This window comes from Phyllobacterium sp. GQ127, assembly GCF_059758635.1.
On sequence record NZ_JCAXDZ010000001.1, the window covers coordinates 75,057 to 95,003 of the forward strand.

26 protein-coding genes are annotated in these 19,947 nt (G+C 53.3%); 16 read left to right on the forward strand and 10 right to left on the reverse strand.

The features are described from left to right. Nucleotides 1–6 precede the first annotated feature (6 nt). From recO to panB, 12 genes are all read left to right on the forward strand, one after another. Nucleotides 7–789, forward strand: a complete 783-nt coding sequence (gene recO, locus AC6CHM_RS00355; RefSeq protein WP_115051850.1) for a DNA repair protein RecO — start codon at nt 7–9, stop codon at nt 787–789. 4 nt (nt 790–793) lie between these two features. Beyond that, entirely contained in the window at nt 794–1,297 is a 504-nt protein-coding gene (locus tag AC6CHM_RS00360) for a PaaI family thioesterase (RefSeq protein ID WP_498171549.1), read from the forward strand. A 183-nt stretch (nt 1,298–1,480) separates the two neighbouring features. Then, nucleotides 1,481–2,884, forward strand: coding sequence for a PTS galactitol transporter subunit IIC (locus AC6CHM_RS00365; protein ID WP_115051848.1), 1,404 nt, complete (start codon nt 1,481–1,483; stop codon nt 2,882–2,884). 23 nt (nt 2,885–2,907) lie between these two features. Further along, entirely contained in the window at nt 2,908–3,369 is a 462-nt protein-coding gene (locus tag AC6CHM_RS00370) for a PTS sugar transporter subunit IIA (protein ID WP_307283839.1), read from the forward strand. A gap of 27 nt (nt 3,370–3,396) precedes the next feature. Then, on the forward strand, nt 3,397–3,684 hold the full coding sequence (locus tag AC6CHM_RS00375) for a PTS sugar transporter subunit IIB (RefSeq protein WP_115051846.1): 288 nt from the start codon (nt 3,397–3,399) through the stop codon (nt 3,682–3,684). A 118-nt stretch (nt 3,685–3,802) separates the two neighbouring features. Beyond that, nucleotides 3,803–4,981, forward strand: a complete 1,179-nt coding sequence (locus tag AC6CHM_RS00380) for a glycoside hydrolase family 5 protein (protein WP_337353784.1) — start codon at nt 3,803–3,805, stop codon at nt 4,979–4,981. A gap of 108 nt (nt 4,982–5,089) precedes the next feature. Further along, nucleotides 5,090–5,311 (forward strand): hypothetical protein, encoded by a 222-nt coding sequence (locus tag AC6CHM_RS00385; protein WP_162802417.1) that lies wholly within the window; start codon nt 5,090–5,092, stop codon nt 5,309–5,311. A 226-nt stretch (nt 5,312–5,537) separates the two neighbouring features. Continuing rightward, complete coding sequence (nadA, locus tag AC6CHM_RS00390) at nt 5,538–6,617, forward strand: quinolinate synthase NadA (RefSeq protein ID WP_115052192.1); 1,080 nt, start codon at nt 5,538–5,540, stop codon at nt 6,615–6,617. A 17-nt stretch (nt 6,618–6,634) separates the two neighbouring features. Beyond that, on the forward strand, nt 6,635–8,194 hold the full coding sequence (locus AC6CHM_RS00395) for an L-aspartate oxidase (protein WP_336440978.1): 1,560 nt from the start codon (nt 6,635–6,637) through the stop codon (nt 8,192–8,194). Continuing rightward, a complete protein-coding gene (nadC, locus tag AC6CHM_RS00400) occupies nt 8,194–9,063 on the forward strand; it encodes a carboxylating nicotinate-nucleotide diphosphorylase (RefSeq protein ID WP_115051843.1) in 870 nt (289 codons plus the stop codon). Before AC6CHM_RS00395 ends, nadC begins: the two co-directional genes overlap by 1 nt. After that, the gene (gene panC, locus AC6CHM_RS00405) at nt 9,060–9,905 is read left to right on the forward strand and encodes a pantoate--beta-alanine ligase (RefSeq protein ID WP_115051842.1); all 846 of its coding nucleotides are present in this window, start codon (nt 9,060–9,062) and stop codon (nt 9,903–9,905) included. The genes nadC and panC overlap by 4 nt, the downstream gene beginning before the upstream one ends. Nucleotides 9,906–9,926: 21 nt before the next feature. Beyond that, nucleotides 9,927–10,742: a 3-methyl-2-oxobutanoate hydroxymethyltransferase gene (panB, locus tag AC6CHM_RS00410; RefSeq protein WP_498171556.1), complete on the forward strand. Its 816-nt coding sequence runs from the start codon at nt 9,927–9,929 to the stop codon at nt 10,740–10,742. A gap of 5 nt (nt 10,743–10,747) precedes the next feature. Here panB and AC6CHM_RS00415 read toward each other — a convergent pair whose 3' ends face one another. The 5 genes from AC6CHM_RS00415 to purC form a co-directional block, all read right to left on the reverse strand. Continuing rightward, nucleotides 10,748–11,164, reverse strand: coding sequence for a hypothetical protein (locus AC6CHM_RS00415; protein ID WP_440806577.1), 417 nt, complete (start codon nt 11,162–11,164; stop codon nt 10,748–10,750). A 72-nt stretch (nt 11,165–11,236) separates the two neighbouring features. Next, complete coding sequence (locus AC6CHM_RS00420) at nt 11,237–11,896, reverse strand: glutathione S-transferase family protein (protein ID WP_498171557.1); 660 nt, start codon at nt 11,894–11,896, stop codon at nt 11,237–11,239. Between the two features lie 78 nt (nt 11,897–11,974). After that, on the reverse strand, nt 11,975–12,643 hold the full coding sequence (gene purQ, locus AC6CHM_RS00425; protein WP_115051838.1) for a phosphoribosylformylglycinamidine synthase subunit PurQ: 669 nt from the start codon (nt 12,641–12,643) through the stop codon (nt 11,975–11,977). Further along, on the reverse strand, nt 12,643–12,882 hold the full coding sequence (purS, locus tag AC6CHM_RS00430; RefSeq protein ID WP_115051837.1) for a phosphoribosylformylglycinamidine synthase subunit PurS: 240 nt from the start codon (nt 12,880–12,882) through the stop codon (nt 12,643–12,645). The genes purQ and purS overlap by 1 nt, the downstream gene beginning before the upstream one ends. Nucleotides 12,883–12,903: 21 nt before the next feature. Then, nucleotides 12,904–13,668, reverse strand: a complete 765-nt coding sequence (gene purC / locus AC6CHM_RS00435; protein ID WP_307283868.1) for a phosphoribosylaminoimidazolesuccinocarboxamide synthase — start codon at nt 13,666–13,668, stop codon at nt 12,904–12,906. Nucleotides 13,669–13,960: 292 nt separating this feature from the next. On the opposite strand from purC, the gene AC6CHM_RS00440 reads away from it, so the two are divergent. From AC6CHM_RS00440 to AC6CHM_RS00450, 3 genes are all read left to right on the forward strand, one after another. Continuing rightward, entirely contained in the window at nt 13,961–14,281 is a 321-nt protein-coding gene (locus AC6CHM_RS00440; protein ID WP_115051835.1) for a DUF1476 domain-containing protein, read from the forward strand. 158 nt (nt 14,282–14,439) lie between these two features. Further along, nucleotides 14,440–15,204, forward strand: a complete 765-nt coding sequence (locus tag AC6CHM_RS00445; RefSeq protein WP_115051834.1) for an aldolase/citrate lyase family protein — start codon at nt 14,440–14,442, stop codon at nt 15,202–15,204. A gap of 8 nt (nt 15,205–15,212) precedes the next feature. Next, nucleotides 15,213–15,662 (forward strand): thiol-disulfide oxidoreductase DCC family protein, encoded by a 450-nt coding sequence (locus AC6CHM_RS00450; RefSeq protein WP_498171562.1) that lies wholly within the window; start codon nt 15,213–15,215, stop codon nt 15,660–15,662. Between the two features lie 23 nt (nt 15,663–15,685). Here AC6CHM_RS00450 and AC6CHM_RS00455 read toward each other — a convergent pair whose 3' ends face one another. Beyond that, nucleotides 15,686–16,234 (reverse strand): RBBP9/YdeN family alpha/beta hydrolase, encoded by a 549-nt coding sequence (locus AC6CHM_RS00455; RefSeq protein ID WP_354344955.1) that lies wholly within the window; start codon nt 16,232–16,234, stop codon nt 15,686–15,688. A gap of 186 nt (nt 16,235–16,420) precedes the next feature. Between AC6CHM_RS00455 and AC6CHM_RS00460 the strand changes: the two genes are divergently transcribed. After that, on the forward strand, nt 16,421–17,305 hold the full coding sequence (locus AC6CHM_RS00460; RefSeq protein WP_498172623.1) for a VOC family protein: 885 nt from the start codon (nt 16,421–16,423) through the stop codon (nt 17,303–17,305). Here the strand turns inward: AC6CHM_RS00460 and AC6CHM_RS00465 are convergent. From AC6CHM_RS00465 to AC6CHM_RS00480, 4 genes are read right to left on the reverse strand one after another with little or no spacing between them, the layout of a single operon-like run. After that, nucleotides 17,302–17,808 (reverse strand): cupin domain-containing protein, encoded by a 507-nt coding sequence (locus tag AC6CHM_RS00465; protein ID WP_498171565.1) that lies wholly within the window; start codon nt 17,806–17,808, stop codon nt 17,302–17,304. The two genes, AC6CHM_RS00460 and AC6CHM_RS00465, sit on opposite strands and share 4 nt — an antisense overlap. A 9-nt stretch (nt 17,809–17,817) precedes the next feature. Continuing rightward, nucleotides 17,818–18,777, reverse strand: a complete 960-nt coding sequence (locus tag AC6CHM_RS00470) for an NUDIX hydrolase (RefSeq protein ID WP_336440987.1) — start codon at nt 18,775–18,777, stop codon at nt 17,818–17,820. Beyond that, nucleotides 18,774–19,295, reverse strand: coding sequence for a tyrosine phosphatase family protein (locus tag AC6CHM_RS00475; RefSeq protein WP_498171568.1), 522 nt, complete (start codon nt 19,293–19,295; stop codon nt 18,774–18,776). Before AC6CHM_RS00475 ends, AC6CHM_RS00470 begins: the two co-directional genes overlap by 4 nt. 3 nt (nt 19,296–19,298) lie before the next feature. Beyond that, entirely contained in the window at nt 19,299–19,937 is a 639-nt protein-coding gene (locus AC6CHM_RS00480; protein WP_307283892.1) for an HD domain-containing protein, read from the reverse strand. Nucleotides 19,938–19,947: the final 10 nt, after the last annotated feature.

Below are 19,947 nucleotides of genomic sequence, written 5' to 3' on the forward strand. Positions count from 1 at the left end.
TCGGCTATGGAATGGCGAGACGAAGGCATTATCCTCGGAACGAGGCGGCACGGGGAAACCAGCGCTATCCTTGAACTGATGACCCGTGATCATGGCCGCCATCTTGGCCTCGTGCGCGGTGGGCGATCACGCCGTATGCAGCCCTTGTTGCAGGCCGGAAACCGCGTTGATGTCATCTGGCGGGCCCGTATGGATGAACATCTTGGCATGATGCAGGTTGAGCCTGTCAGCTTTTCAGCTGCACGCCTGATTGAACAGCCCGTCGCGCTTTATGGGTTGCAACTTGCTGCCTCGCATTTGCGCCTTTTGCCGGAACGTGATCCCCACCAGAACCTTTTCGAAATTCTCGCTGTCATTCTTGAACATTGCGAAGACACCATGATCGCTGGCGAATTGCTTTTGCGTTTCGAAGTGCTGATGCTGGAGGAGCTCGGCTTTGGCCTTGATCTGAAAAGTTGCGCCGCGACGGGTGTTGCCAGCGATCTGACTTACGTGTCACCCAAGTCGGGTAGGGCAGTATCCCGGGATGCGGGTGCGCCATGGGCGGACAAGCTGCTGGTCATGCCGCCTTTCATGGTCAACTCCAGCGTTCGGGCCATGTCGATGGCAGAGATCAGCGACGCATTTCGTTTGACCAGTTTTTTCTTCATGCGGCATGTGTGGGAGCCGCGCGCGCAAAAGCCGCCTGAAGCCCGCGACGGCTTTCTGAATGCTATCGCCAGATCATTGAAAAACAGCGAAGGACATGTCGTGTCCGCCGAAGAAAGGCCGGTTCCTCATGGGGAGTGATATTATGAACGCTATCGAGTTTCCGGCCGGAGTGGGAAAGCTTCCGCTTGGCGACTTGGCCATACGCAGCGGACTGGAGATATTGCAGGCAATGTTGCGCGGTGAATATCCAGCGCCGCACATCGCCAAGACACTATCTTTCACGCTTCACGAGGTAGCGCAGGATCGTGTGGTGTTCAAAGGACTGCCTTCTATCGAGCACCTTAATCCGATGGGCGGCGTCCATGGTGGTTGGATCGCAACATTGATGGATTCTGCCCTGGCTTGCTGCGTCATGACGACGCTGAAGCCGGGCGAGGCCTATACGACCGCAGAATTCAAGGTGAATCTGGTCCGCCCATTGAGTGCCAACATGGGGATGGTGTTCTGCGAAGGACGGCTTATTCACCGCGGACGGACGCTAGCTACATCCGAAGCATTCTTGAGAGATCAGAACGGGAAATTGCTGGCGCACGGCACGGAGACATGTTCAATTTTTCCTCTCGAAAACCTTGTTCGGACAATTTAGCCGTTTGATTTCAATAAAATTTGTTGAAAATCGGCAACTTTTTCTTAGCAAATGACGCGTGGCAGGCATGTGCCCGGATGAAGTCATTGACTTGATAATGCAGCTGTGCTGAACATTAATGCATTATAGAATGCAAAAGTTCTATTGGGGAGCGGTCGAGGAGGATCGCGGGGGAGGAAATAAATGGACAGTTTCTTGAGCGGCCTCAAGGCTGCGGTCGACGCAATGGGGCCAACAGTCCTGTTGCCTATTGTGATATTTATTATCGCTTTGATATTGGGCGCCAAGCCTGGCAGAGCTTTTCGCGCTGCGGTCACCATCGGTGTGGCTTTCATTGGTATCAATCTCGTATTGGGGCTTATGCTCACATCCATTGGCGACGTAGCAAAGGCTATCGTGACCAATACCGGTATTCAGCGGGATATCGTTGATGTGGGCTGGCCATCGGCTGCGGCCATCGCCTTTGGATCGTCGGTGGGACTTTGGGTGATTCCGATTGCAATTGCCGTCAACATCATCCTGCTTTTGACCCGCATGACGCGAACACTGAACGTCGATGTGTGGAATTTCTGGCATTTTGCCTTTATCGGCTCACTTGCTGTCGCGGCCACGAATAGCCTTGTTTATGGGTTGATCGTAGCTGCGCTCATGGTTGCGCTTTGCCTGTTATTTGCTGATTGGTCGGCAAAGGCCGTGCAAAAATTCTATGGCATTCCAGGCATTTCCGTGCCGCATCTCGCATCTGCGCAGATATTGCCAATCGCTATTGTGCTCAACTGGATCATGGATCGCATTCCGGGGATCAACAAGATTGAACTCAATACTGAAACATTCGAAAAGCGTTTTGGCGTCTTCGGTGAGCCGGTCATTCTCGGCCTGATCATTGGTTTGGTGCTCGGTATCATCGCGTACTACAATGCCGGTGATTTTGGCGTCGTTCTCACAAAGGTCTTGCAGACAGGAATGACTTTGGCAGCGGTGATGCTGCTCTTGCCCCGTATGGTCAAAATCCTGATGGAGGGCTTGCTCCCTGTATCAGATGCAGCGCAGGAGTTTGTTCGTAAGCGGACGGGCGATCGCGAATTGCTTGTTGGCCTCGATTCGGCAATTTTGATCGGACATCCGGCGGCAATTTCATCGTCGCTGATCCTTGTGCCGATCGCGATCATCCTTTCCGTTATTTTGCCCGGTAACCGCGTGATTCTGTTTGCCGATCTGGCGGTCATTCCCTTTATCGTTGCGATGACAGCCCCGCTGTTGAAGGGAAATGTCTTCCGCATGGTCATTGTTGGCACGTTCACGCTGGCAGTAGGCTTCTATGTTGCCAATGCGCTGGCACCGCTCTTTACAGCAGCGGCACAGTCGTCTGGTTTCCAAATGCCCGCAAACGCTGTTCAGATCACAAGCGTGGTCGATGGGTTCCTTTGGATACCCTATGTCGTCATGGCGCTGATCAACAATCTGGGTGCAATCGGCCTTGCGGTTCTGGCCCTGATTATCGCCGGTGCATTCTGGGCTTACCGCCGCAACACAGCTGCCTGGGAACGGGCCGCTGGAGCGGAAGACGATATCCCGGACACCAACTGAACTGCATTGAGTGGAGTAACCAAATGGCGCAAGCCTTGATGAACTATCTTGACCCCGGGGCAATTATACTCGGGGTCAGGGCCGAAACCGACCGTGAGGTTATCAGCCTTCTGGCCGAGCGACTTCATGCCCTGGGATATGTCAAACCGAGCTTTGCAGATGCCGTGCTGGCCAGGGAATCCCAGTTGCCGACCGGGCTCCCGCTTGGCGGCGTGAACAATGTCGCCGTTCCGCACACAGATCCAGAACATGTTTTGAAGCCTGGTTTGGCATTTGCGACACTGATCCAACCTGTGGCATTCGCCAATATGGAAGATCCGGATGAGAGGCTGCCCGTCAGGCTGGTTTTCCTCATGGCCCTCAATGATAAGGACAAGCAGGTGGAAATGCTGCAGGAAATCGCCGGTGCAATTCAATCGCCCGAGACCATTGAAGCTTTGATCCAATCGAAATCCGTGGAAGACGTTTCGCGCTTACTCGGCTAAGTTGCATGTGTGAATCAGGGGGGATCTATGACCAAGCCTAAGACTGTATTATTTGCTTGCGGCACCGGCATTGCCACGTCGACCGTTGTTGCTCATGCGGTTGAAGACGCATTGAAAAAGCGCGGCATAAGCATCGCAACGCGGCAATGCAAAACCACCGAAGTTGCCAGTCATGTCGCAGATGTCGATCTTGTCGTATCGACAGCGCAATTGCCAAAAGACTTGGGTAAGCCAGCCATTACAACACTGGCGTTCCTCACGGGCATTGGCAAGGACGACGTCCTCGACAAAATTGAAGCCATTCTCAAAGCTTGATTCTAACGCAATCGGAGTAGCCGCCCATTAATCCGGGCGGTGGTTTTGCGAGTATTCGGCAAAATAAAGCCTCACTCTTCGCGCAATCGACGCTTTTGATTATGGAGGCGGTGTTTGTATGCGTATTCTGGCGGCAATTTTGCTTTTTCTAAGCTTGGCGGGCAATTCGAGAGCTGCCGATCTCATTGGCTTCTGGGATCATCCCCAGCATGGCGGCAATAGCTTTAATCGTCTTCCTCCGGACCAAGCCTATTTCGATGCTTTGCGAAAGTATGGGGCGACCTGGGTTCGGCTGTCTTATGACAAGTGGAAACCCGCCCAGCGCGACGTTCTCATTGGAAATGCTGATCATTACGAGGGGATACCACCAGAAGATTTGGCAAATCTGAAACAAACATTATCTCGCGCTCATAAGGCCGGGCTGAAGGTTGTCATTGCGCCACTGTCTTTGCCTTGGATGCGATGGGCGCAGAATAATGATGGAAAGTTTGATGACCGTCTCTGGCAGGACAAAGCGAAGTGGCAGGATGCCGCGCGTTTTTGGCGGGAACTCGCTACGGCGCTGAAAGACGAGCCATCCATAGCGGCCTATAATCTGATCAACGAACCTGCTCCGGAAAAGATGGGCGGTGTGGGTGAGCATGCTCCTGCAAATGTGATGCAAGCTTGGTACGATCAACAAAAGGGTAGTGCTCGCGATTTGCCAGCCTTCTATGAGTTCCTGATAAAAGAAATCAGAAAGGTCGATCCTGCTACGCCTATAATGGTGGATGCGGGTTGGTATGGCGCCGCGGATGCTTTCGGTTACTGGCCGTCTGCACTTGCCGACACGAGGGTGCTCTACAGCTTTCACATGTATGAACCTTATGAAGCAACGAGCGCACCCAATATGAAGCGGGAGAAACCCTATTCTTATCCGGGAACGGTTCCGTTTGGTGGCGAGAAAGTCGAATGGAACGCACAAAAAGTATCGCAATATCTCGCACTGCCGGTAGATTGGGCAAAGGCGCGAGGGGTACCGCTCAATCGGCTGGTTGCTGGAGAGTTTGGCTGTATGCGACGCCTTGCGGGCTGCAAATCCTATTTGGATGATGTTCTCACTGCTTTGGAAGCAAACAAGCTGCACTGGGCATTTTATAGCTTTCGAGAGGATAGCTGGGACGGCATGGATTACGAGCTGGGATCCGGAAAAGTAAACTGGAAATACTGGGATGCCATCGAAGCAAACAAGCCTGATCCATTAAAACGACAACCAACGGCCGAATTCGAACCCATTCGCAAACGATTGCAACCCTGATGCGTAATAATGATCCCAAGCAGTTGAACAGATGTGATTAGGTTCTAAATAGGGATGATGTATCAATCCCGAACGTTCTGCACATTATAAGTATCCGAGGAAAATGAAATGAAATTAGCTCTGTCAGCATTGGTTCTGGGAGCCATCACCCTCACAGGTTGTGCCAATTCGGGTAGTGTAAGTCCGCTCGTATGGTGCGATAGACCGACTGACATGAACCCAACTGTGTTCACCAATTGCACGCAGCGTGTGGGTGGCGACAGCCCATATAAGCGTGAGCGGGAAAGCCGACGCTATTACAATAATCGTTACTATAAAACATCCAGTTAGAACGTTCGATTGCGCGGCGTATGAGACGATATTCTGATACGCCCGTAGGTTTTTCGACTAAAGTTCAAAAATCATGCACTTGAAGCCGACAAAATAATCCACTATCTAGAACGCAGCGGCCTTGCCGTTTTTCTTTTGATCATAAATATGCTCATATTGAGTATAAATGATCGGTGGCGGTGCCGAGAGGCTTACGCCGGATTGGATGTCCAGGAGGAATATGGATATGACCAACACTATCCGCACCAAAGCTGCAGCAAGCAGTTCCGTAAGCCAGTCCGCAGCGGACCGCTTTGGTATCCTCGAAATGCCGGACCTTACTTACACGCCTGAGGTTGCTGCCGAGACTGAGCATCTTTATGCCCGTGTGGCGCATCACATTCCCCGCATCGAATGGCCGGTCTATGCGCCCTACGTGGCTGCAATCAATCGGCTGAAGAAGCAGCGCAATGCAGTAATCCTTGCCCATAATTACCAAACGCCGGAAATTTTCCATTGCGTAGCGGATATTGTTGGCGACTCGCTTCAACTTGCCAAGGAAGCCACGAAGGTCGACGCCGAAATCATTATCCAATGCGGCGTCCACTTTATGGCCGAGACATCGAAACTGCTCAATCCTTCCAAGACAGTCTTGATCCCCGACATGAAGGCGGGTTGTTCGCTGGCGGAGTCGATCACGGGTGCTGATGTGCGGCTATTGCGTGAAACTTACCCGGGCGTTCCGATTGTTACCTATGTGAACACCTCGGCTGAGGTGAAAGCGGAAAGCGACATTTGCTGCACCTCGGCAAATGCAGTGCAGGTTGTCGAAAGCTTTGGCGTGGACCGCGTTCTTTGCATTCCCGATGAATTTCTGGCGCAAAACGTTGCTGCCCAGACTGATGTGAAGATTTTGACCTGGAAAGGCCACTGTGAAGTTCATGAGCGCTTCACGGCGGACGAGCTTCTGGCCTATCGCGCGGCCGATCCGGAAATTCAGATCATCGCTCATCCGGAATGCCCTCCATCAGTCGTTGCGATTGCGGATTATACCGGTTCGACGAAAGGCATGATCGATTACGTCAAGGATAATCGTCCAGCCAAAGTTCTGCTCGTTACGGAATGCTCAATGGCGTCCAACATCGAGTCGGAAGTGCCGGAGGTGAAGTTCATCAAGCCGTGCAATCTATGCCCGCATATGAAGCGCATCACCCTACCCAATATCCTTGAAAGCCTTGTGTACATGCGTGACGAAATTCATGTCGATCCGCTGATAGGTGCGCGTGCGCGGCTTGCTGTCGAACGCATGGTCAATCTGAACAACTGACGCCGGAGGCGACACCCATGTCAACTCAATCCGATCCCGTCATCATCATTGGCGGCGGACTAGCGGGCTTGTTTTGCGCGTTGAAGCTGGCACCCCGGCCAGTCACGATTCTTGCGGCGGCGCCGATTGGGCGGGGGGCATCTTCTGCCTGGGCACAGGCAGGTATCGCCGCTGCCGTATCGGAAGGAGACACCAAGGATAAGCACGTCGCTGATACAGTTGCGGCAGGTGATGGCATCGTTGATGAGGTCATCGCCTCGCTGATGGCCAGCGAAGCCGCCTCGCGCGTTCATGATTTGCTCGGATATGGTGTGCCGTTCGATCGCGATCTGGAAGGGAAGCTTCAGGTTTCCCGCGAGGCCGCTCATTCCGAAAGCCGGATCGTTCGGGTTCGCGGCGACATGGCAGGGCGCGCTATTATGCAGGCTCTGGTCAAGACCGTTGAAAACACGCCTTCGATCCGCGTGATGGAAGGCTATGTCGTGGAAGATCTCATGGTCAGCCACGGTTCAGTTTCAGGGGTCATAGCGCGCACAGAGGCCGGTCGGGGTGCACAGGTTAAGCTGCAATCGCGAACAGTGGTCATTGCCACGGGCGGGATCGGGCACCTTTATGCTGTGACAACCAATCCGTCAGAAGCACGGGGTGAGGGCATTGGTATGGCTGCCCGCGCCGGTGCAATGATGGCCGATATGGAGTTCGTTCAGTTCCACCCGACTGCCTTGGATGTGAACAAAGACCCGGCGCCTTTGGCTACTGAAGCCTTGCGCGGTCACGGCGCCACGCTGATCAATCGTAATGGCGAGCGCTTCATGCTTAAAATTGATCCAGATGCCGAACTTGCGCCGCGCGACGTTGTCGCGCGGGGAATTTACGCCGAAGTCATGAGTGGGCGAGGCGCTTGGCTGGATTGCACCAAGGCCGTTGGTGCTTCGTTTGCTGAGGAGTTTCCCACCGTCTACAAATATTGCCGCGACGCCGGTATCGATCCGGTAACGGAGCCCATACCCGTTGTTCCCGCAGCCCATTACTTCATGGGCGGAATTTTGACCGATGCGGATGGGCAAACATCCATTGATGGTCTGTGGGCCTGTGGCGAGTGCACGTCCACGGGTGCGCATGGTGCCAATAGGCTTGCCTCCAATTCGCTGCTTGAAGCTGTAGTCTTTTCTGCACGCATTGCCGCCAAGATTGGTGCAGTCAATGATGGGAAGTCGCAGGATTGGTCTAAGGGGTCAGTTGATCGCGACGATCTGACTGCCGAAAATGATACGGAAGCGATGACGATCCTGCGCAAGGCAATGAGCGAGAGTTTTGGGGTGGTCCGCGACAGAGACGGCATGCTGGCAGGATTGAGGATCATCGTAGAACTGGAGCGCTCCAATCGGGATGCCGCTTTCCGCAACGTGCTCGCGACGGCCAAGCTCGTCGCCGTAAGCGCCCTCAGGCGCCACGAGAGCCGCGGCGGGCATTTCCGTACCGATTTCCCCGAGAAACGTCCTGAATGGCAGCATAGGACGTTTCTGACGCTTGCTGATGCCGAATTGACGGTAAATGAATTGATGGAGTTCGCCTGATGGTCTCGCAGCTCGCCTATCCACCATCGCTGCCACAATTGCTGGTGGACGAAGCCGTGCGTTCTGCTTTGCTCGAAGATTTGGGCAGGGCGGGCGATATCACCACCAATGCTACCTTGCCGGAAGATGCGACTGCGCGAGCAGTTCTGTCGAGCCGTGAGGCAGGAACCATTTGCGGCATGGGCTTTGCCCGCACGGCCTTTGCGCTGATTGATCCTTCGTTGAATTTTATAATTCTCACAAAGGACGGTACGCGTGTAAAGCCCGGTGAGGACATTGCGCGGATAGAGGGAAATGCGCGATCTATTCTTTCCGCCGAGCGTGTCGCGTTGAATTTTCTTATGCATCTTAGCGGTATTGCCAGCTATACGGCCAAATTTGCCGATCTCATTGCTCACACGAATGCAAAGGTTTGCGACACGCGAAAAACCATTCCGGGCATGCGTGCCTTTGCTAAATATGCGGTGAAATGTGGCGGCGGATCAAATCATCGTTTTGGTCTCGACGATGCCGTTTTGATAAAGGATAATCATATTGCTGTCGCTGGTAGCGTAGCCAAGGCAATTCTCGCGGCGAGGGCCTATGCGGGACATTTGGTAAAAATTGAGGTGGAGGTAGACGGCATCGATCAATTCGAGGAAGCGCTCAGCGTGAATGCCGATGTGATTCTTCTTGATAATATGCGGCCGGAACTGCTTGAAAAGGCGGTGAAAATCAACGCAGGGCGTGCCAAGCTGGAAGCTTCCGGCAATATTGCCTTCGACACGATCAAAGCTGTTGCGGAAACCGGTGTTGATTACATATCGACATCAAAAATCACTATGGCAGCGCCAACGCTGGATATTGGACTGGATATTGTACTGACATGAAAGTCATTGCTACAACCGCGGAGCTTCGGGCTGCGCTGAAGTCTGAACGCCAGCAGGGAAAATCCGTTGGGTTGGTCCCGACAATGGGATATCTGCATGTCGGTCACATGGCACTGGTTCATGAGGCCAAGCGAGCTTGTGACATTACGGTTGTGTCCATTTTCGTCAATCCCACCCAGTTCGGCCCGAATGAAGATCTCGCTGCCTATCCACGCGACATGAAGGGGGATCTCGCCAAGCTTGAAGCGGAAGGTGTGGATTATGTTTTCACCCCGGAAGTTGCTGAAATTTATCGGCCGGGCGCGCACACGATTGTTGATAATCCGCTGCTCTCGCGAATCCTGATCGGGAAAATCCGCCCGGGACATTTCCGTGGCGTAACGACAGTCGTCACGAAGCTGTTCAACATCGTGCAGCCGGATCATGCCTTCTTCGGTGAAAAAGACTATCAGCAGCTGACCATTATACGCCGCATGGTGGCTGATCTGGATATGCCGATTGAAATTACAGGTGTTGCAACGGTGCGTGAACATGACGGACTGGCCTGCTCGTCCCGCAATGCAATGCTGAGACCTGAAGATCGCAAGGCCTCGGTTGTCTTGGCAAAATCGCTTGCAAAAGCAGAAGAGATGGTGGCGCAGGGCCAGCGCTCAGTGCCGGCAATACGCAATGCCGTTCGCGCTGTACTTGAGACGGAAAAGCGCGGGATCGTTGAATCAGTCGATATTCGCGATGCCGAAACACTGGATCCTGTGTCAGGCAAGTTTAAGCAGCCCGTCGTTGTGCTTTTAACCGTTCGCTTTGGCAAAGTGCGGTTAATCGATCAGCAGGTTATCGGCTGAAATCGGGTTGGGGGGATAATCATGAGCCAGCAAGTCATCACACGCCGCATAACTGCGCCGGAAATCAAGAGCCGTAAGGGTGCGACACCCATCGTTGCCTTGACCTCATATCACGCTACAACTGCTCGCATTGCTGATGAACATGCAGATATCCTTCTCGTCGGCGACAGCCTTGGCATGGTTTTATATGCAATGGATTCGACGCTGGGCGTGACGCTCGACATGATGATCATGCATGGCAAGGCCGTAATGCGCGGCTCGAAAAAGGCAATGGTTGTTGTCGATATGCCGTTCGGTTCCTATGAGGAAAGCCCTGAAGCTGCTTTTCGTAGCGCATCACGCGTCATGCAGGAATCCGGGTGTGGTGCGGTGAAGCTTGAGGGTGGCGTGCAAATGGCTGGGACCATCCGCTTCCTCACCCAGCGCGGCATTCCGGTCATGGCGCATATCGGTCTGACACCGCAGTCAATCAACACTCTTGGCGGGTTCAAAACTCAAGGTCGCGATACCGCGCTTTGGCCGCTTATCAAGGCAGACGCACAGGCCGTATCTGAAGCCGGAGCATTTTCGGTCGTTATTGAAGGCGTTGTTGAGCCGCTTGCTGCCGAAATCTCTCGCGAGATTGCAATTCCTACGATTGGAATTGGCGGCTCGCGCGAATGCGATGGCCAAATCCTGGTATTGGAAGACATGCTTGGCTATAACCCGAAGCCACCGCGTTTCGTGAAAGTCTATGGCGCGGTGGGTGATGCAATTGACCAAGCGGTCAAGGCCTATGCGGACGACGTTCGCTCACGCCAGTTCCCGGGCGATGAAAACGTCTATCCGCTGAAATAGCGTGGCTAGCCTTTGGCGCTGCAATCCGATTGTCCATCGGCCCAGCGGCGAACATCCGATGCGATACGATTGCCTAGCGAATTGCTCATCAGCGGACCAAATGCTTCCACTTTGGCAGGATTTCCTTCTGCATGAACCACCAGCAGAGGGCGTCCGCCAGGATTGTTGCCGGGTACAACCAGAATACGCGGGCGGCCAGAAAACGAGTTAAGCTCGGGAGCAAGACGATAAGGCTTGAAGCTTGAATCGCCGGATTTAAACCAGCAGCTGTTTGCGGCAAGCGCAACGCGTTCCATTGTTGGAAGCGCTGCCTTGCTGGAGGAGAATGCCAAGCCGCCTGGACCGGGCTTGCTAGTGGACTGGCATCCGGCGAGTGCTGCAAGGATGACAACTACGGCAACGCCGAATCCCGGTATCTTCATATTCATTCTCCAGTACCCGGTCATGTACCGGCTGCCGCTCACGGGCAGGATATGGGTCTAATTCTCGTGGATTCAGGCAGGCTCAAGTTCGTTCAGGAAAACTTTGAGGCCATCCGACATCTCGTACCAGACCAGTGATAGGTCCGAATCCTGAAGAATCAGTTGCTGATAGGCATCGAACTTTGGAAAAGCGCTGAGAAGATCTTCCCGGCCCGATACTTTCCGGAAATTGTTGAAGACGAATCGGGTCGGGGTCAGCCAGGCATCTGCCAATGTCATTTCATTGCCGAGTGCATAAGGACCATCGCTCAAGAACTTCTCAAGTTCGGTTAAACCGATTTCCATCTGTTTGAACAGCTTGGTTATACGGGTATCGTCTTTGGACTTCCGGTGGAACAACTCGAACAATTCCATGACTGGCGCCAGAACTTCGAGTTCCGCGATGCGTGTCGTCATGCGCACGATGGCGCGATCGCGCGAATCGGCAGGTAGCAATGATGGTTCGGGAAAATGCTCTTCCAGATATTCTGCAATGACGGAGGCCTCAACAATTGTAAGCCCCGAACCGGTTATCAAAACCGGAATACGATTAAAGGGCGAGATTGCCCGGAATTCTTCCGGGATTGGAAAACCCGGGGGCGGGGCGACAACCTTGATTGGAGCCTTCTTGTAGTAGGCGATGCAGCGTACGATGGAGGAATAGGGGGATAGCGGCCGCGAATAAAGTTTCATGTCTGGTTCCTCCGTTTGAAACGCTGTTTCAACGCACTCCCCGCTGAAACAGCATTCACCAAACGTATAGGATTCTACTCAGGCGGCAACCCCGAGAATACCAGCAAACAACGCACGGCCATCGGTTCCCCCATGGGCGGCCTCAATCAGATTTTCCGGATGAGGCATCAGGCCCAGAACATTGCCTTGTTTGTTGATAATGCCGGCAATGTTATTGATGGAGCCATTTGGATTGGTGCCTTCGGCATAGCGGAAAACCACTTGGCCTTCACCTTCGACGCGGGCAAGCGTTTCTGCATCGGCAAAATAATTGCCGTCATGATGCGCCACCGGACTGCTGATGATCTGACCATGCGAATAGCCGCGGGTAAATGGCGTATTGGCATTGGTGATTTCGAGCTTCACCTGACGGCAAACGAACTTCAGCGAAGCGTTACGCATCAAGGCTCCCGGCAGAAGGCCTGCTTCCAGGAGAATCTGGAAACCGTTGCAGACGCCCATTACCATGACGCCTTTGTTGGCCTTTTCACGAATAGCCTGCATGACAGGCATGCGCGCTGCAATTGCCCCGCAACGCAGATAATCGCCATAGGAGAAACCGCCTGGGATAACGATCAGATCGACATCGGGCACTTCGGTATCCGTCTGCCAGACCGTCTGAGGCTCAACGCCGGAAATTTTTGTCAGCGCCGCAATCATATCGCGGTCACGATTGAGGCCGGGAAGGAGAACGACTGCTGATTTCATTAAAGAAGCTCCACCGAATAATCTTCGATCACAGTATTGGCCAGCAGCTGTTCGCACATTGCCTTGAGTTTTGTCTCAGCACCCGCCTTGTCGCTGCCATCGAGTTCGACGTCAAATACCTTGCCCTGACGCACGGAACCGATGCCGTCAAAGCCCAGACTGCCCAACGCGCCAACAATTGCCTTGCCCTGTGGATCAAGAACGCCATTCTTCAAGGTTACAGTGACACGTGCCTTCATTACCTGTTTCTCCGTCGAGTGCTATTTAACCAGAACCGGCCCGCTCGGGCGCGTCTGATCGTTTTCATTCATGATGCCCAGACGGCGCGCCACTTCCTGATAGGCTTCGATAAGTCCGCCCATGTCGCGGCGGAACCGATCCTTATCCATCTTTTCGGCGGTCTGGCTGTCCCAGAGCCTTGCGGAATCCGGCGTAAATTCATCGGCGAGAACTATGCGCATCATTTCGCCTTCATATAGCCTGCCACATTCGATTTTGAAATCGACAAGCTGAATTCCCACACCAAGAAACAATCCGCTGAGAAAGTCATTGATGCGAATGGCCAGTGCCATGATGTCATCAATTTCCTGCGGCGCTGCCCAACCGAACGCCGTAATGTGCTCTTCGGAAACCATTGGATCGTCGAGTTCATCATTTTTATAATAGAACTCGATAATCGAGCGCGGCAGGACGGTGCCTTCTTCGATGCCCAGACGCTTGGCGAGCGATCCGGCGGCGATATTGCGCACAACGACCTGCAGCGGAATAATCTCGACTTCCTTGATCAACTGCTCGCGCATGTTAAGGCGGCGGATGAAGTGCGTCGGTATCCCCATACGGTTCAATTGCGTGAAGATATATTCCGAAATGCGGTTGTTGAGGACACCTTTGCCGTCAATCACTTCGCTTTTCTTCGGATGGAGCACTGTTGTATCATCTTTGAAGTGCTGCACCAGAGTGCCTGGTTCTGGTCCTTCATAAAGGATTTTGGCTTTGCCTTCGTAGACACGGCGGCGACGGTTCATTTAAAATCTCTGGTATTGGAGTTATCGGTCGGCCTTGGTCCAAGCCGTCATGTTGGCGCGCTAACTATCGCAAAAGCAAGCATTTCACAATGATGCATTGTAGAGCTCCCCTGTTTTATGGGTTATAAAGCGCTGCTAAGACGCTATAGGCAATGAAGTTGAATTGAGACTTTCGATTTTTTGCGAAGTGTTTATAGGAGACTTGGACACGATCTATATGTGGTTCTGCCTGAAAAACGCCGCAAGACCAGATATATAGGGATTACCCAACCATTTGCGGGAGCAATAAAAGATGAGCATGGAAGATCGCAAAAACGCAGCTGAAAATAAATACGCGCATGATGCCGAAGTAAAATTCCGCGCAGAAGCACGGCGTAACAAGCTGCTTGGCCTTTGGGCTGCGGAAAAGCTGGGCAAGACCGGCGAGGAAGCCGAAGCCTATGCCAAGGAAGTCATCGTTGCAGATTTTCATGAAGCTGGTGACGAAGATGTTTTCCGCAAGATCCGGGCAGATTTTGATGCCGCAGGCGTCGACAAGTCCGATCATCGTATCCGCCGGACGATGGAAGAACTGATGATCGAGGCTATTCGCCAGATCGAAAGCGCTTCGTAAGCCGAGCCGATACTGATTATTTATACAAGCCGCCCTACGGGGCGGTTTTTTATTGCAGCGATAATTGCGACAATCCGCGAAGGATTTTTGTTTTCTTTGACCTTGACCGGCATTGTTCTGCGTTTGCAATATGAATGGTCACAGGGAAGGTAAGAATCATGTCATTAGCGTCGCGTCTCAGAGCCGGAGAAACAATTTATTCCGGCTGGTCCAGCATGACCGATACCCTGGTGATGGAAGCCCTTTGCCGCACAAGGCTTTCCGCTGTCTTGCTCGATATGCAGCATGGCGCACATGACACCGCCAGCGTTGTTGCATTGACCGGCGTGTTGCGCAGTGCCGGAAAGCACACCGCAGTTCGCGTGCCGGTTGGCCGCTTTGACATGGCAAGCAGGGCTTTGGATATAGGCGCTGAAGCTGTTATTGCGCCCATGATCAACACAGTGGCTGATGCAAAGCTTTTTGCCGCAGCGATGAAATATCCGCCATTGGGCGAACGTTCCTGGGGCCAGTTGCGCGGTCGCCCAGGTGGCTATGTCTCGGGCGGTTCTGGCGGATACCTCGAACAGACCAACACGGACACGTTGGCCTTTGCCATGATCGAAACCCGCGCAGCATATGAAGCCTTGGACGATATTCTCGCTGTCGACGGAATCGACGGTATTTTCGTTGGCCCCTCGGATTTTTCAATTGCGTGGAGCAATGGCACGGAAGTCAATGCTGGTTCCGAAGCGATCATTGAGCCTTTGACCGAAATCGCAAGGCGCTCCAAAGCCGCTGGTAAACTTGCCGGAATCTATGCCGGCAATGCAGCATTGGCGAAACGTTTTTCCGGTCTGGGATTTACCTATTTGCCGCTTGCTGTGGACACAACCTATCTAACTGATGGCGTGCAAAGCCTATTGAACGAGATAGAAGTGTAAACCAAGCCATGCGCAAGGCCTTCAGCTATCGCGCAGATTCCTTGGTACCTGACTTCCCTGACGATCGCCCCATCCTGATCTTCGATGGAAGCTGCGTCCTATGCTCCGGCTTCGTCAATTTCCTTTTGCGTGCCGACAAGAAGCGGCGTTTCCGTTTCCTGTCGGCGCAATCTTCGCTTGGCAGTGCTCTTTTTCGGCACTATGGGCTCGTTTCTCAGGACTATGAGTCAAACATTTTGCTCGAGAAAGGGATGATCCGGATCAAGTCGGATGGTTCGTTGCGAGCATTGGAGTTCTTGGGATTTCCCTGGTCGATGGCTTGTGCTGCCCGAATTGCCCCGCGTTTGTTTCGCGATTGGCTTTACGATTATATAGCCCGAAATCGCCTCGACTGGTTCGGCATTCGCAATAGCTGCTACGCGCCCGACCCATCCGACGCTGATCGATTTTTAGGATGATCAGCAATAGGTCGTTTCATTGATCAAAGCTTGGAGAGGAATTGCGCAAAGACCATCGTTCCTTCCGGCCAAGGCCCATGACCGGACTCCGAATTGAGATGACCGGACTCTCCAGCATCCACAATAACTGATCCCCAAGCCGCCGCCAGATCGTCGGCAACTTCATAGCTGCAATAATGATCATTCCGGCTTGCAACCACCATCGACGGAAATGTGAAGGGTTCGCGAGGGTAGGGGCCGAAGGTCATGAGATGCTTCGGACGGATTTTCGGATTGGAAACATCTGGAGGCGTAACCAGAAATGCGCCTTTGACCTTATCGCCGACATGAGGAAGAGCATGGATAAATGTGGGCACGCCGAGAGAATGAGCGACCACCACGACGGGGCGTGTTGCCTCATTTATTGCCTTCACGACTGCGGCAACCCAATCTTCACGAACCGGCTTTGACCATTCGGCCTGCTCGACCCGGCGCGCTGTGGAAAGCTTGCTTTCCCAACGGCTTTGCCAATGATCAGGACCGGAATTTGTGTAGCCGGGAATGATAAGAATATCGGTATCTTTAACTTTCATGTGCCGTATTTAGGAAAGTTGCGCCTATTTCGCAATATCGAACACAACGGGATCCCTCTCGATCCGGTAAACAATGCCAGCTTCATAGTTCATTATTTGCGAACAGCCTGTTCGCCGCCACGGCTCTTGTGCAGGAGGTGGTGAAAGCCGATTTTCATCACAACGAAACGAACAATGCGAAGTACGATGCAATTTACACGCCGGGAACTGGTTGGTGGAACTTTAGCCCTTGTCGGAACGGTGGCCAGTACGCGCGCGGAGGCAAAAATGACGGACGTATCTTTTGCTGCAACAGCCCCGACTTATGTGTCGAAGATTGGCATAAAAGCCAAGGATGCTGATCTGCTTTCAAGCTATTATCAGGATGTGGTGGGCTTGCGCGAAATCTCACGCAAGGGACAATCGATCATACTGGGTGCCGGCGAAACGCCGCTGCTTGAAATAGAACAGGCCACCGTCCGTGCCGATGATCCGCAAAGCGCCGGACTTTATCATACAGCTTTTCTGCTGCCGGAGCGGGCTGATTTGGCGCGATGGGCGAGGCGCGCGATTGATCAGCGCACTCCTATTGTCGGTGCATCGGACCATCTGGTCAGCGAGGCGATCTACCTGACCGATCCTGAAGGTAACGGCATTGAAATCTACGCTGACCGCCCGCATGAAAAATGGACATGGAATGGCTCTGCTGTGACAATGGCAACGGAACCGCTGGATGTCGGCAATCTCCTGACCGAAGCCACAGGCCAGCCTTGGACAGCTGCTCCAGATGGAACCATGGTCGGCCACCTCCACTTGCGGGTCGGCAACGCCAAGGAAGCCGAAGCATGGTGGCATAAGGAGCTTGGTCTTCAAACCGTTGCTGCCTATGGTGCTGGTGCTGTGTTCATGTCCACAGGCGGCTATCATCACCACGTGGCTGCAAATGCCTGGCAGAGCCGGGGAGCCGGACGCCGTGACAATGATCGATCCGGCTTGGCTTGGGCTGAGTTCAGCTCGGCGGATGCAAAGGAAGAGCGTGAGATCATTGACCCTTGGGGCAATGTTATCCGTATTGTTCCGGCCAAAGCTTAACCCGGCTTATCCGTATCGACACCCTCCCAGTATTCAATCTGGGAGGATCGCACATAGCCTTCGCCCATAAGGCGGACGCCGACACGTTGATTTTCCGGATAGAACAACACCTCATTAGGGTTTTTCTCTCCCATCATCAGGAAACGGCAGGGTGCATCGCTGTGATTGTAAAATGAATGCCCAGCTTTTTGACCGGCGGGAAAGCAGACATAGTGCCCTGCCTTCATGACATATTTCTTATCGCCAAGCTTCAAAGTCATTTCACCTTCGAGAACGAAGGCATGCTCTTCCTCAAGCATGTGATAGTGGTTGAGGCTCGATTCCATTCCCGGTGAAAGTTCTTCAAGCTGAACCCCGACATGGGTTGAGCCGCCAAATCCTGATAAATACCGATAGGTGCTGCCGAAGCGTGTGCCTTGCGACCACTCTTCAACCGGAACGTCCTCCGAGGAAAATGGCTCGAAAATGCCGTCGGCGTTCATGGATGTAGGCTTGTCATTCATTTACAGCTCCTATGACCGGTTACCAACCCTGAGGCCCGCTACACTTCGCTCCTCAAGAACGTTATGCCGGAACTGGTAAAGTGCGGCGGGACGCCCCCGTGCTTGTATCTGCTCAGCACCGGTCGGCTCCACCAATTCCGTGGTTTCGACAAGCCGCCGAAAGTTCTGTTTGTGTAAATGACGTCCGGAAATAGCTTCAACGGTCTCTTGCAGTGCCGTCAAGGTGAAGGCGGGCGGCATCAGTTCAAAGACTACTGGACGATATTTCAGCTTCGCACGCAGTCTGGAGATCGCCGTTGCCAAGATGCGGCGGTGATCAAAGCTCATGGCGAGGCCGGGCAGGCAGCGTGCAGGAGTCCTGTCAGCCCGCCCGTCGCGTATCGCTTCCTCGATAAGTCCCGCCTCATATAAAAGCTCATAGCGCTCAAGCACGCGCTCTTCATCCCAAGCTATATTCTCATCACCAAAGGCCATGCGAAAACGGCTTAGCCGAGACGGCAATGCGTTTGCCTCCGCCCATTCCTGCAAGGCAGGGCGAATTTCTTCGTCGATCATGGCGGGCTTGCCGCCGCGCCAGTCTTCCCACGGCAAAAAGGAATACCAGTTTCGCCAGCGTGCGCCTGATTTGCGAAGTTGCTCGCTGCTATTTTCGGAAATGCGGGTAAGTGCAAGATATCCGACAGAAACAACGTGCAATCCGCGATCTTCGACCGTTTTGTGCCTGCCCCGATCGCCGAAAGTATAAAGCTGCTCGACATATCCGAGTTGGAGCGGCGTTTGCTCGGCCACCCATTCGCGCAAGCCGGTTTCAAAAGTGCGATGTTCAAGTGGGTTGAATGGACCGAAGGGCAATTCATCTCTTTCCGGTTGGCCACTGGAAGAGGTCGTCAAGATAAGAGGATCATTATTGGCGACAGCAGCGATTGCTGCACTCAGATTGATTTCAACTGCATTGAGCGCGGTCGTCATGTGTCTGCCGTTAGCGGAAGAATGAAGGGGGTGCCCTCAAAGGCGTCTTCGCCGCGGCCAATGGCCTTTATGGCGTCCACCATGCGTCCTCTGCGATCCAGCAGATCGTCAGCAAGCGCAACCAGCAAAGCATTCGGCGTTGCAGATGGAGCATTGCGGCGTAGTGTTTGCGCCAATTTGATTTCGTTCAGTTCCGGATTGAGTGCGAGTGCAGTAATGTAAGCTCCAGCAGTAGAACGCGAGATTCCGGCATAGCAATGAATGAGCAAGGGAGCTTTTCGATCCCAGCGCCGCCCAAACTCAATAAACTGACTGATATGATCGACAGAGGGATGAATCATTCCATCAGATGGCTCTGTGATGTCATTGAAACCAATGAATAAATGGCGTGCTTCCTCAATCTCTACCGGTCGGTTGAACTGCGAGCCGACATTCATGAGAGTGAGCATATCCCTAACACCAAAACGTGACGCTGTTTCAGCGATACGCGAGACGGGTGATACAATGAGATGCGGCATAGTCTATCCTTTGATGCGCTGTTGATCTAACGCAGCAAAGCGCAATAAAAACGCGTTCTGGGCATTTTGTGTGGGAAGTGGTGTCAAGTCCAAGCCTTGCGGGTCAATACCACGCGGGCGTCCGAAAAACTGGACTGCTTCATCGGGCAAAAAACCCGCGAGCAGTGTCGCTTCGTGATATGCGGCCACGGCATCGGCGCGTTTTATTTGCCTGCGAAGCTCCTGACTGATGATCGGAGTGAGCGAAAACCTCAAATGTATGGCGTGCTGCAATCGCAACTCAACGGCCTTGTAATCGCCTCCGACTACGGCTTTGAACGGCGAAATCATATCGCCAATGACATATTCCGGGGCGTCATGCAAAAGTGCGATCAGTCTTTGCTCGGTTGTTATCTGTGGGAAGAGGCGGCCAAATATTTCCTCCACCAATAGCGAGTGCTGAGCGACGGAGTAAGCATGTTCGCCTGTCGTTTGGCCGTTCCAGCGGGCTACCCGTGAGAGGCCCTGTGCTATGTCTTCAATCTCGATATCCAGTGGCGATGGATCAAGCAAATCTAGGCGTCGGCCCGACAACATGCGCTGCCAGGCCCGCATTTCCGGCTCGATTGAATGGTCCTGTCTGGGCGCGGCCCTTTCTGACATTATAATTCCC

Excerpts from the sequence above, each read along its gene's own strand:
- AC6CHM_RS00420 (WP_498171557.1), bottom strand. The coding sequence starts at position 11,896 with ATGAAACTTTATTCGCGGCCGCTATCCCCCTATTCCTCCATCGTACGC.
- purC (WP_307283868.1), bottom strand. The coding sequence starts at position 13,668 with ATGAACCGTCGCCGCCGTGTCTACGAAGGCAAAGCCAAAATCCTTTAT.
- purS (WP_115051837.1), bottom strand. The coding sequence starts at position 12,882 with ATGAAGGCACGTGTCACTGTAACCTTGAAGAATGGCGTTCTTGATCCA.
- AC6CHM_RS00465 (WP_498171565.1), bottom strand. The coding sequence starts at position 17,808 with ATGAATGACAAGCCTACATCCATGAACGCCGACGGCATTTTCGAGCCA.
- nadC (WP_115051843.1), top strand. The coding sequence starts at position 8,194 with ATGGTCTCGCAGCTCGCCTATCCACCATCGCTGCCACAATTGCTGGTG.
- AC6CHM_RS00385 (WP_162802417.1), top strand. The coding sequence starts at position 5,090 with ATGAAATTAGCTCTGTCAGCATTGGTTCTGGGAGCCATCACCCTCACA.
- nadA (WP_115052192.1), top strand. The coding sequence starts at position 5,538 with ATGACCAACACTATCCGCACCAAAGCTGCAGCAAGCAGTTCCGTAAGC.
- AC6CHM_RS00375 (WP_115051846.1), top strand. The coding sequence starts at position 3,397 with ATGACCAAGCCTAAGACTGTATTATTTGCTTGCGGCACCGGCATTGCC.
- panC (WP_115051842.1), top strand. The coding sequence starts at position 9,060 with ATGAAAGTCATTGCTACAACCGCGGAGCTTCGGGCTGCGCTGAAGTCT.
- AC6CHM_RS00450 (WP_498171562.1), top strand. The coding sequence starts at position 15,213 with ATGCGCAAGGCCTTCAGCTATCGCGCAGATTCCTTGGTACCTGACTTC.
- AC6CHM_RS00445 (WP_115051834.1), top strand. The coding sequence starts at position 14,440 with ATGTCATTAGCGTCGCGTCTCAGAGCCGGAGAAACAATTTATTCCGGC.
- purQ (WP_115051838.1), bottom strand. The coding sequence starts at position 12,643 with ATGAAATCAGCAGTCGTTCTCCTTCCCGGCCTCAATCGTGACCGCGAT.
- AC6CHM_RS00395 (WP_336440978.1), top strand. The coding sequence starts at position 6,635 with ATGTCAACTCAATCCGATCCCGTCATCATCATTGGCGGCGGACTAGCG.
- recO (WP_115051850.1), top strand. The coding sequence starts at position 7 with ATGGAATGGCGAGACGAAGGCATTATCCTCGGAACGAGGCGGCACGGG.
- AC6CHM_RS00360 (WP_498171549.1), top strand. The coding sequence starts at position 794 with ATGAACGCTATCGAGTTTCCGGCCGGAGTGGGAAAGCTTCCGCTTGGC.
- AC6CHM_RS00460 (WP_498172623.1), top strand. The coding sequence starts at position 16,421 with ATGCAATTTACACGCCGGGAACTGGTTGGTGGAACTTTAGCCCTTGTC.
- panB (WP_498171556.1), top strand. The coding sequence starts at position 9,927 with ATGAGCCAGCAAGTCATCACACGCCGCATAACTGCGCCGGAAATCAAG.
- AC6CHM_RS00415 (WP_440806577.1), bottom strand. The coding sequence starts at position 11,164 with ATGAAGATACCGGGATTCGGCGTTGCCGTAGTTGTCATCCTTGCAGCA.
- AC6CHM_RS00475 (WP_498171568.1), bottom strand. The coding sequence starts at position 19,295 with ATGCCGCATCTCATTGTATCACCCGTCTCGCGTATCGCTGAAACAGCG.
- AC6CHM_RS00440 (WP_115051835.1), top strand. The coding sequence starts at position 13,961 with ATGAGCATGGAAGATCGCAAAAACGCAGCTGAAAATAAATACGCGCAT.
- AC6CHM_RS00370 (WP_307283839.1), top strand. The coding sequence starts at position 2,908 with ATGGCGCAAGCCTTGATGAACTATCTTGACCCCGGGGCAATTATACTC.
- AC6CHM_RS00365 (WP_115051848.1), top strand. The coding sequence starts at position 1,481 with ATGGACAGTTTCTTGAGCGGCCTCAAGGCTGCGGTCGACGCAATGGGG.
- AC6CHM_RS00380 (WP_337353784.1), top strand. The coding sequence starts at position 3,803 with ATGCGTATTCTGGCGGCAATTTTGCTTTTTCTAAGCTTGGCGGGCAAT.
- AC6CHM_RS00470 (WP_336440987.1), bottom strand. The coding sequence starts at position 18,777 with ATGACGACCGCGCTCAATGCAGTTGAAATCAATCTGAGTGCAGCAATC.
- AC6CHM_RS00480 (WP_307283892.1), bottom strand. The coding sequence starts at position 19,937 with ATGTCAGAAAGGGCCGCGCCCAGACAGGACCATTCAATCGAGCCGGAA.
- AC6CHM_RS00455 (WP_354344955.1), bottom strand. The coding sequence starts at position 16,234 with ATGAAAGTTAAAGATACCGATATTCTTATCATTCCCGGCTACACAAAT.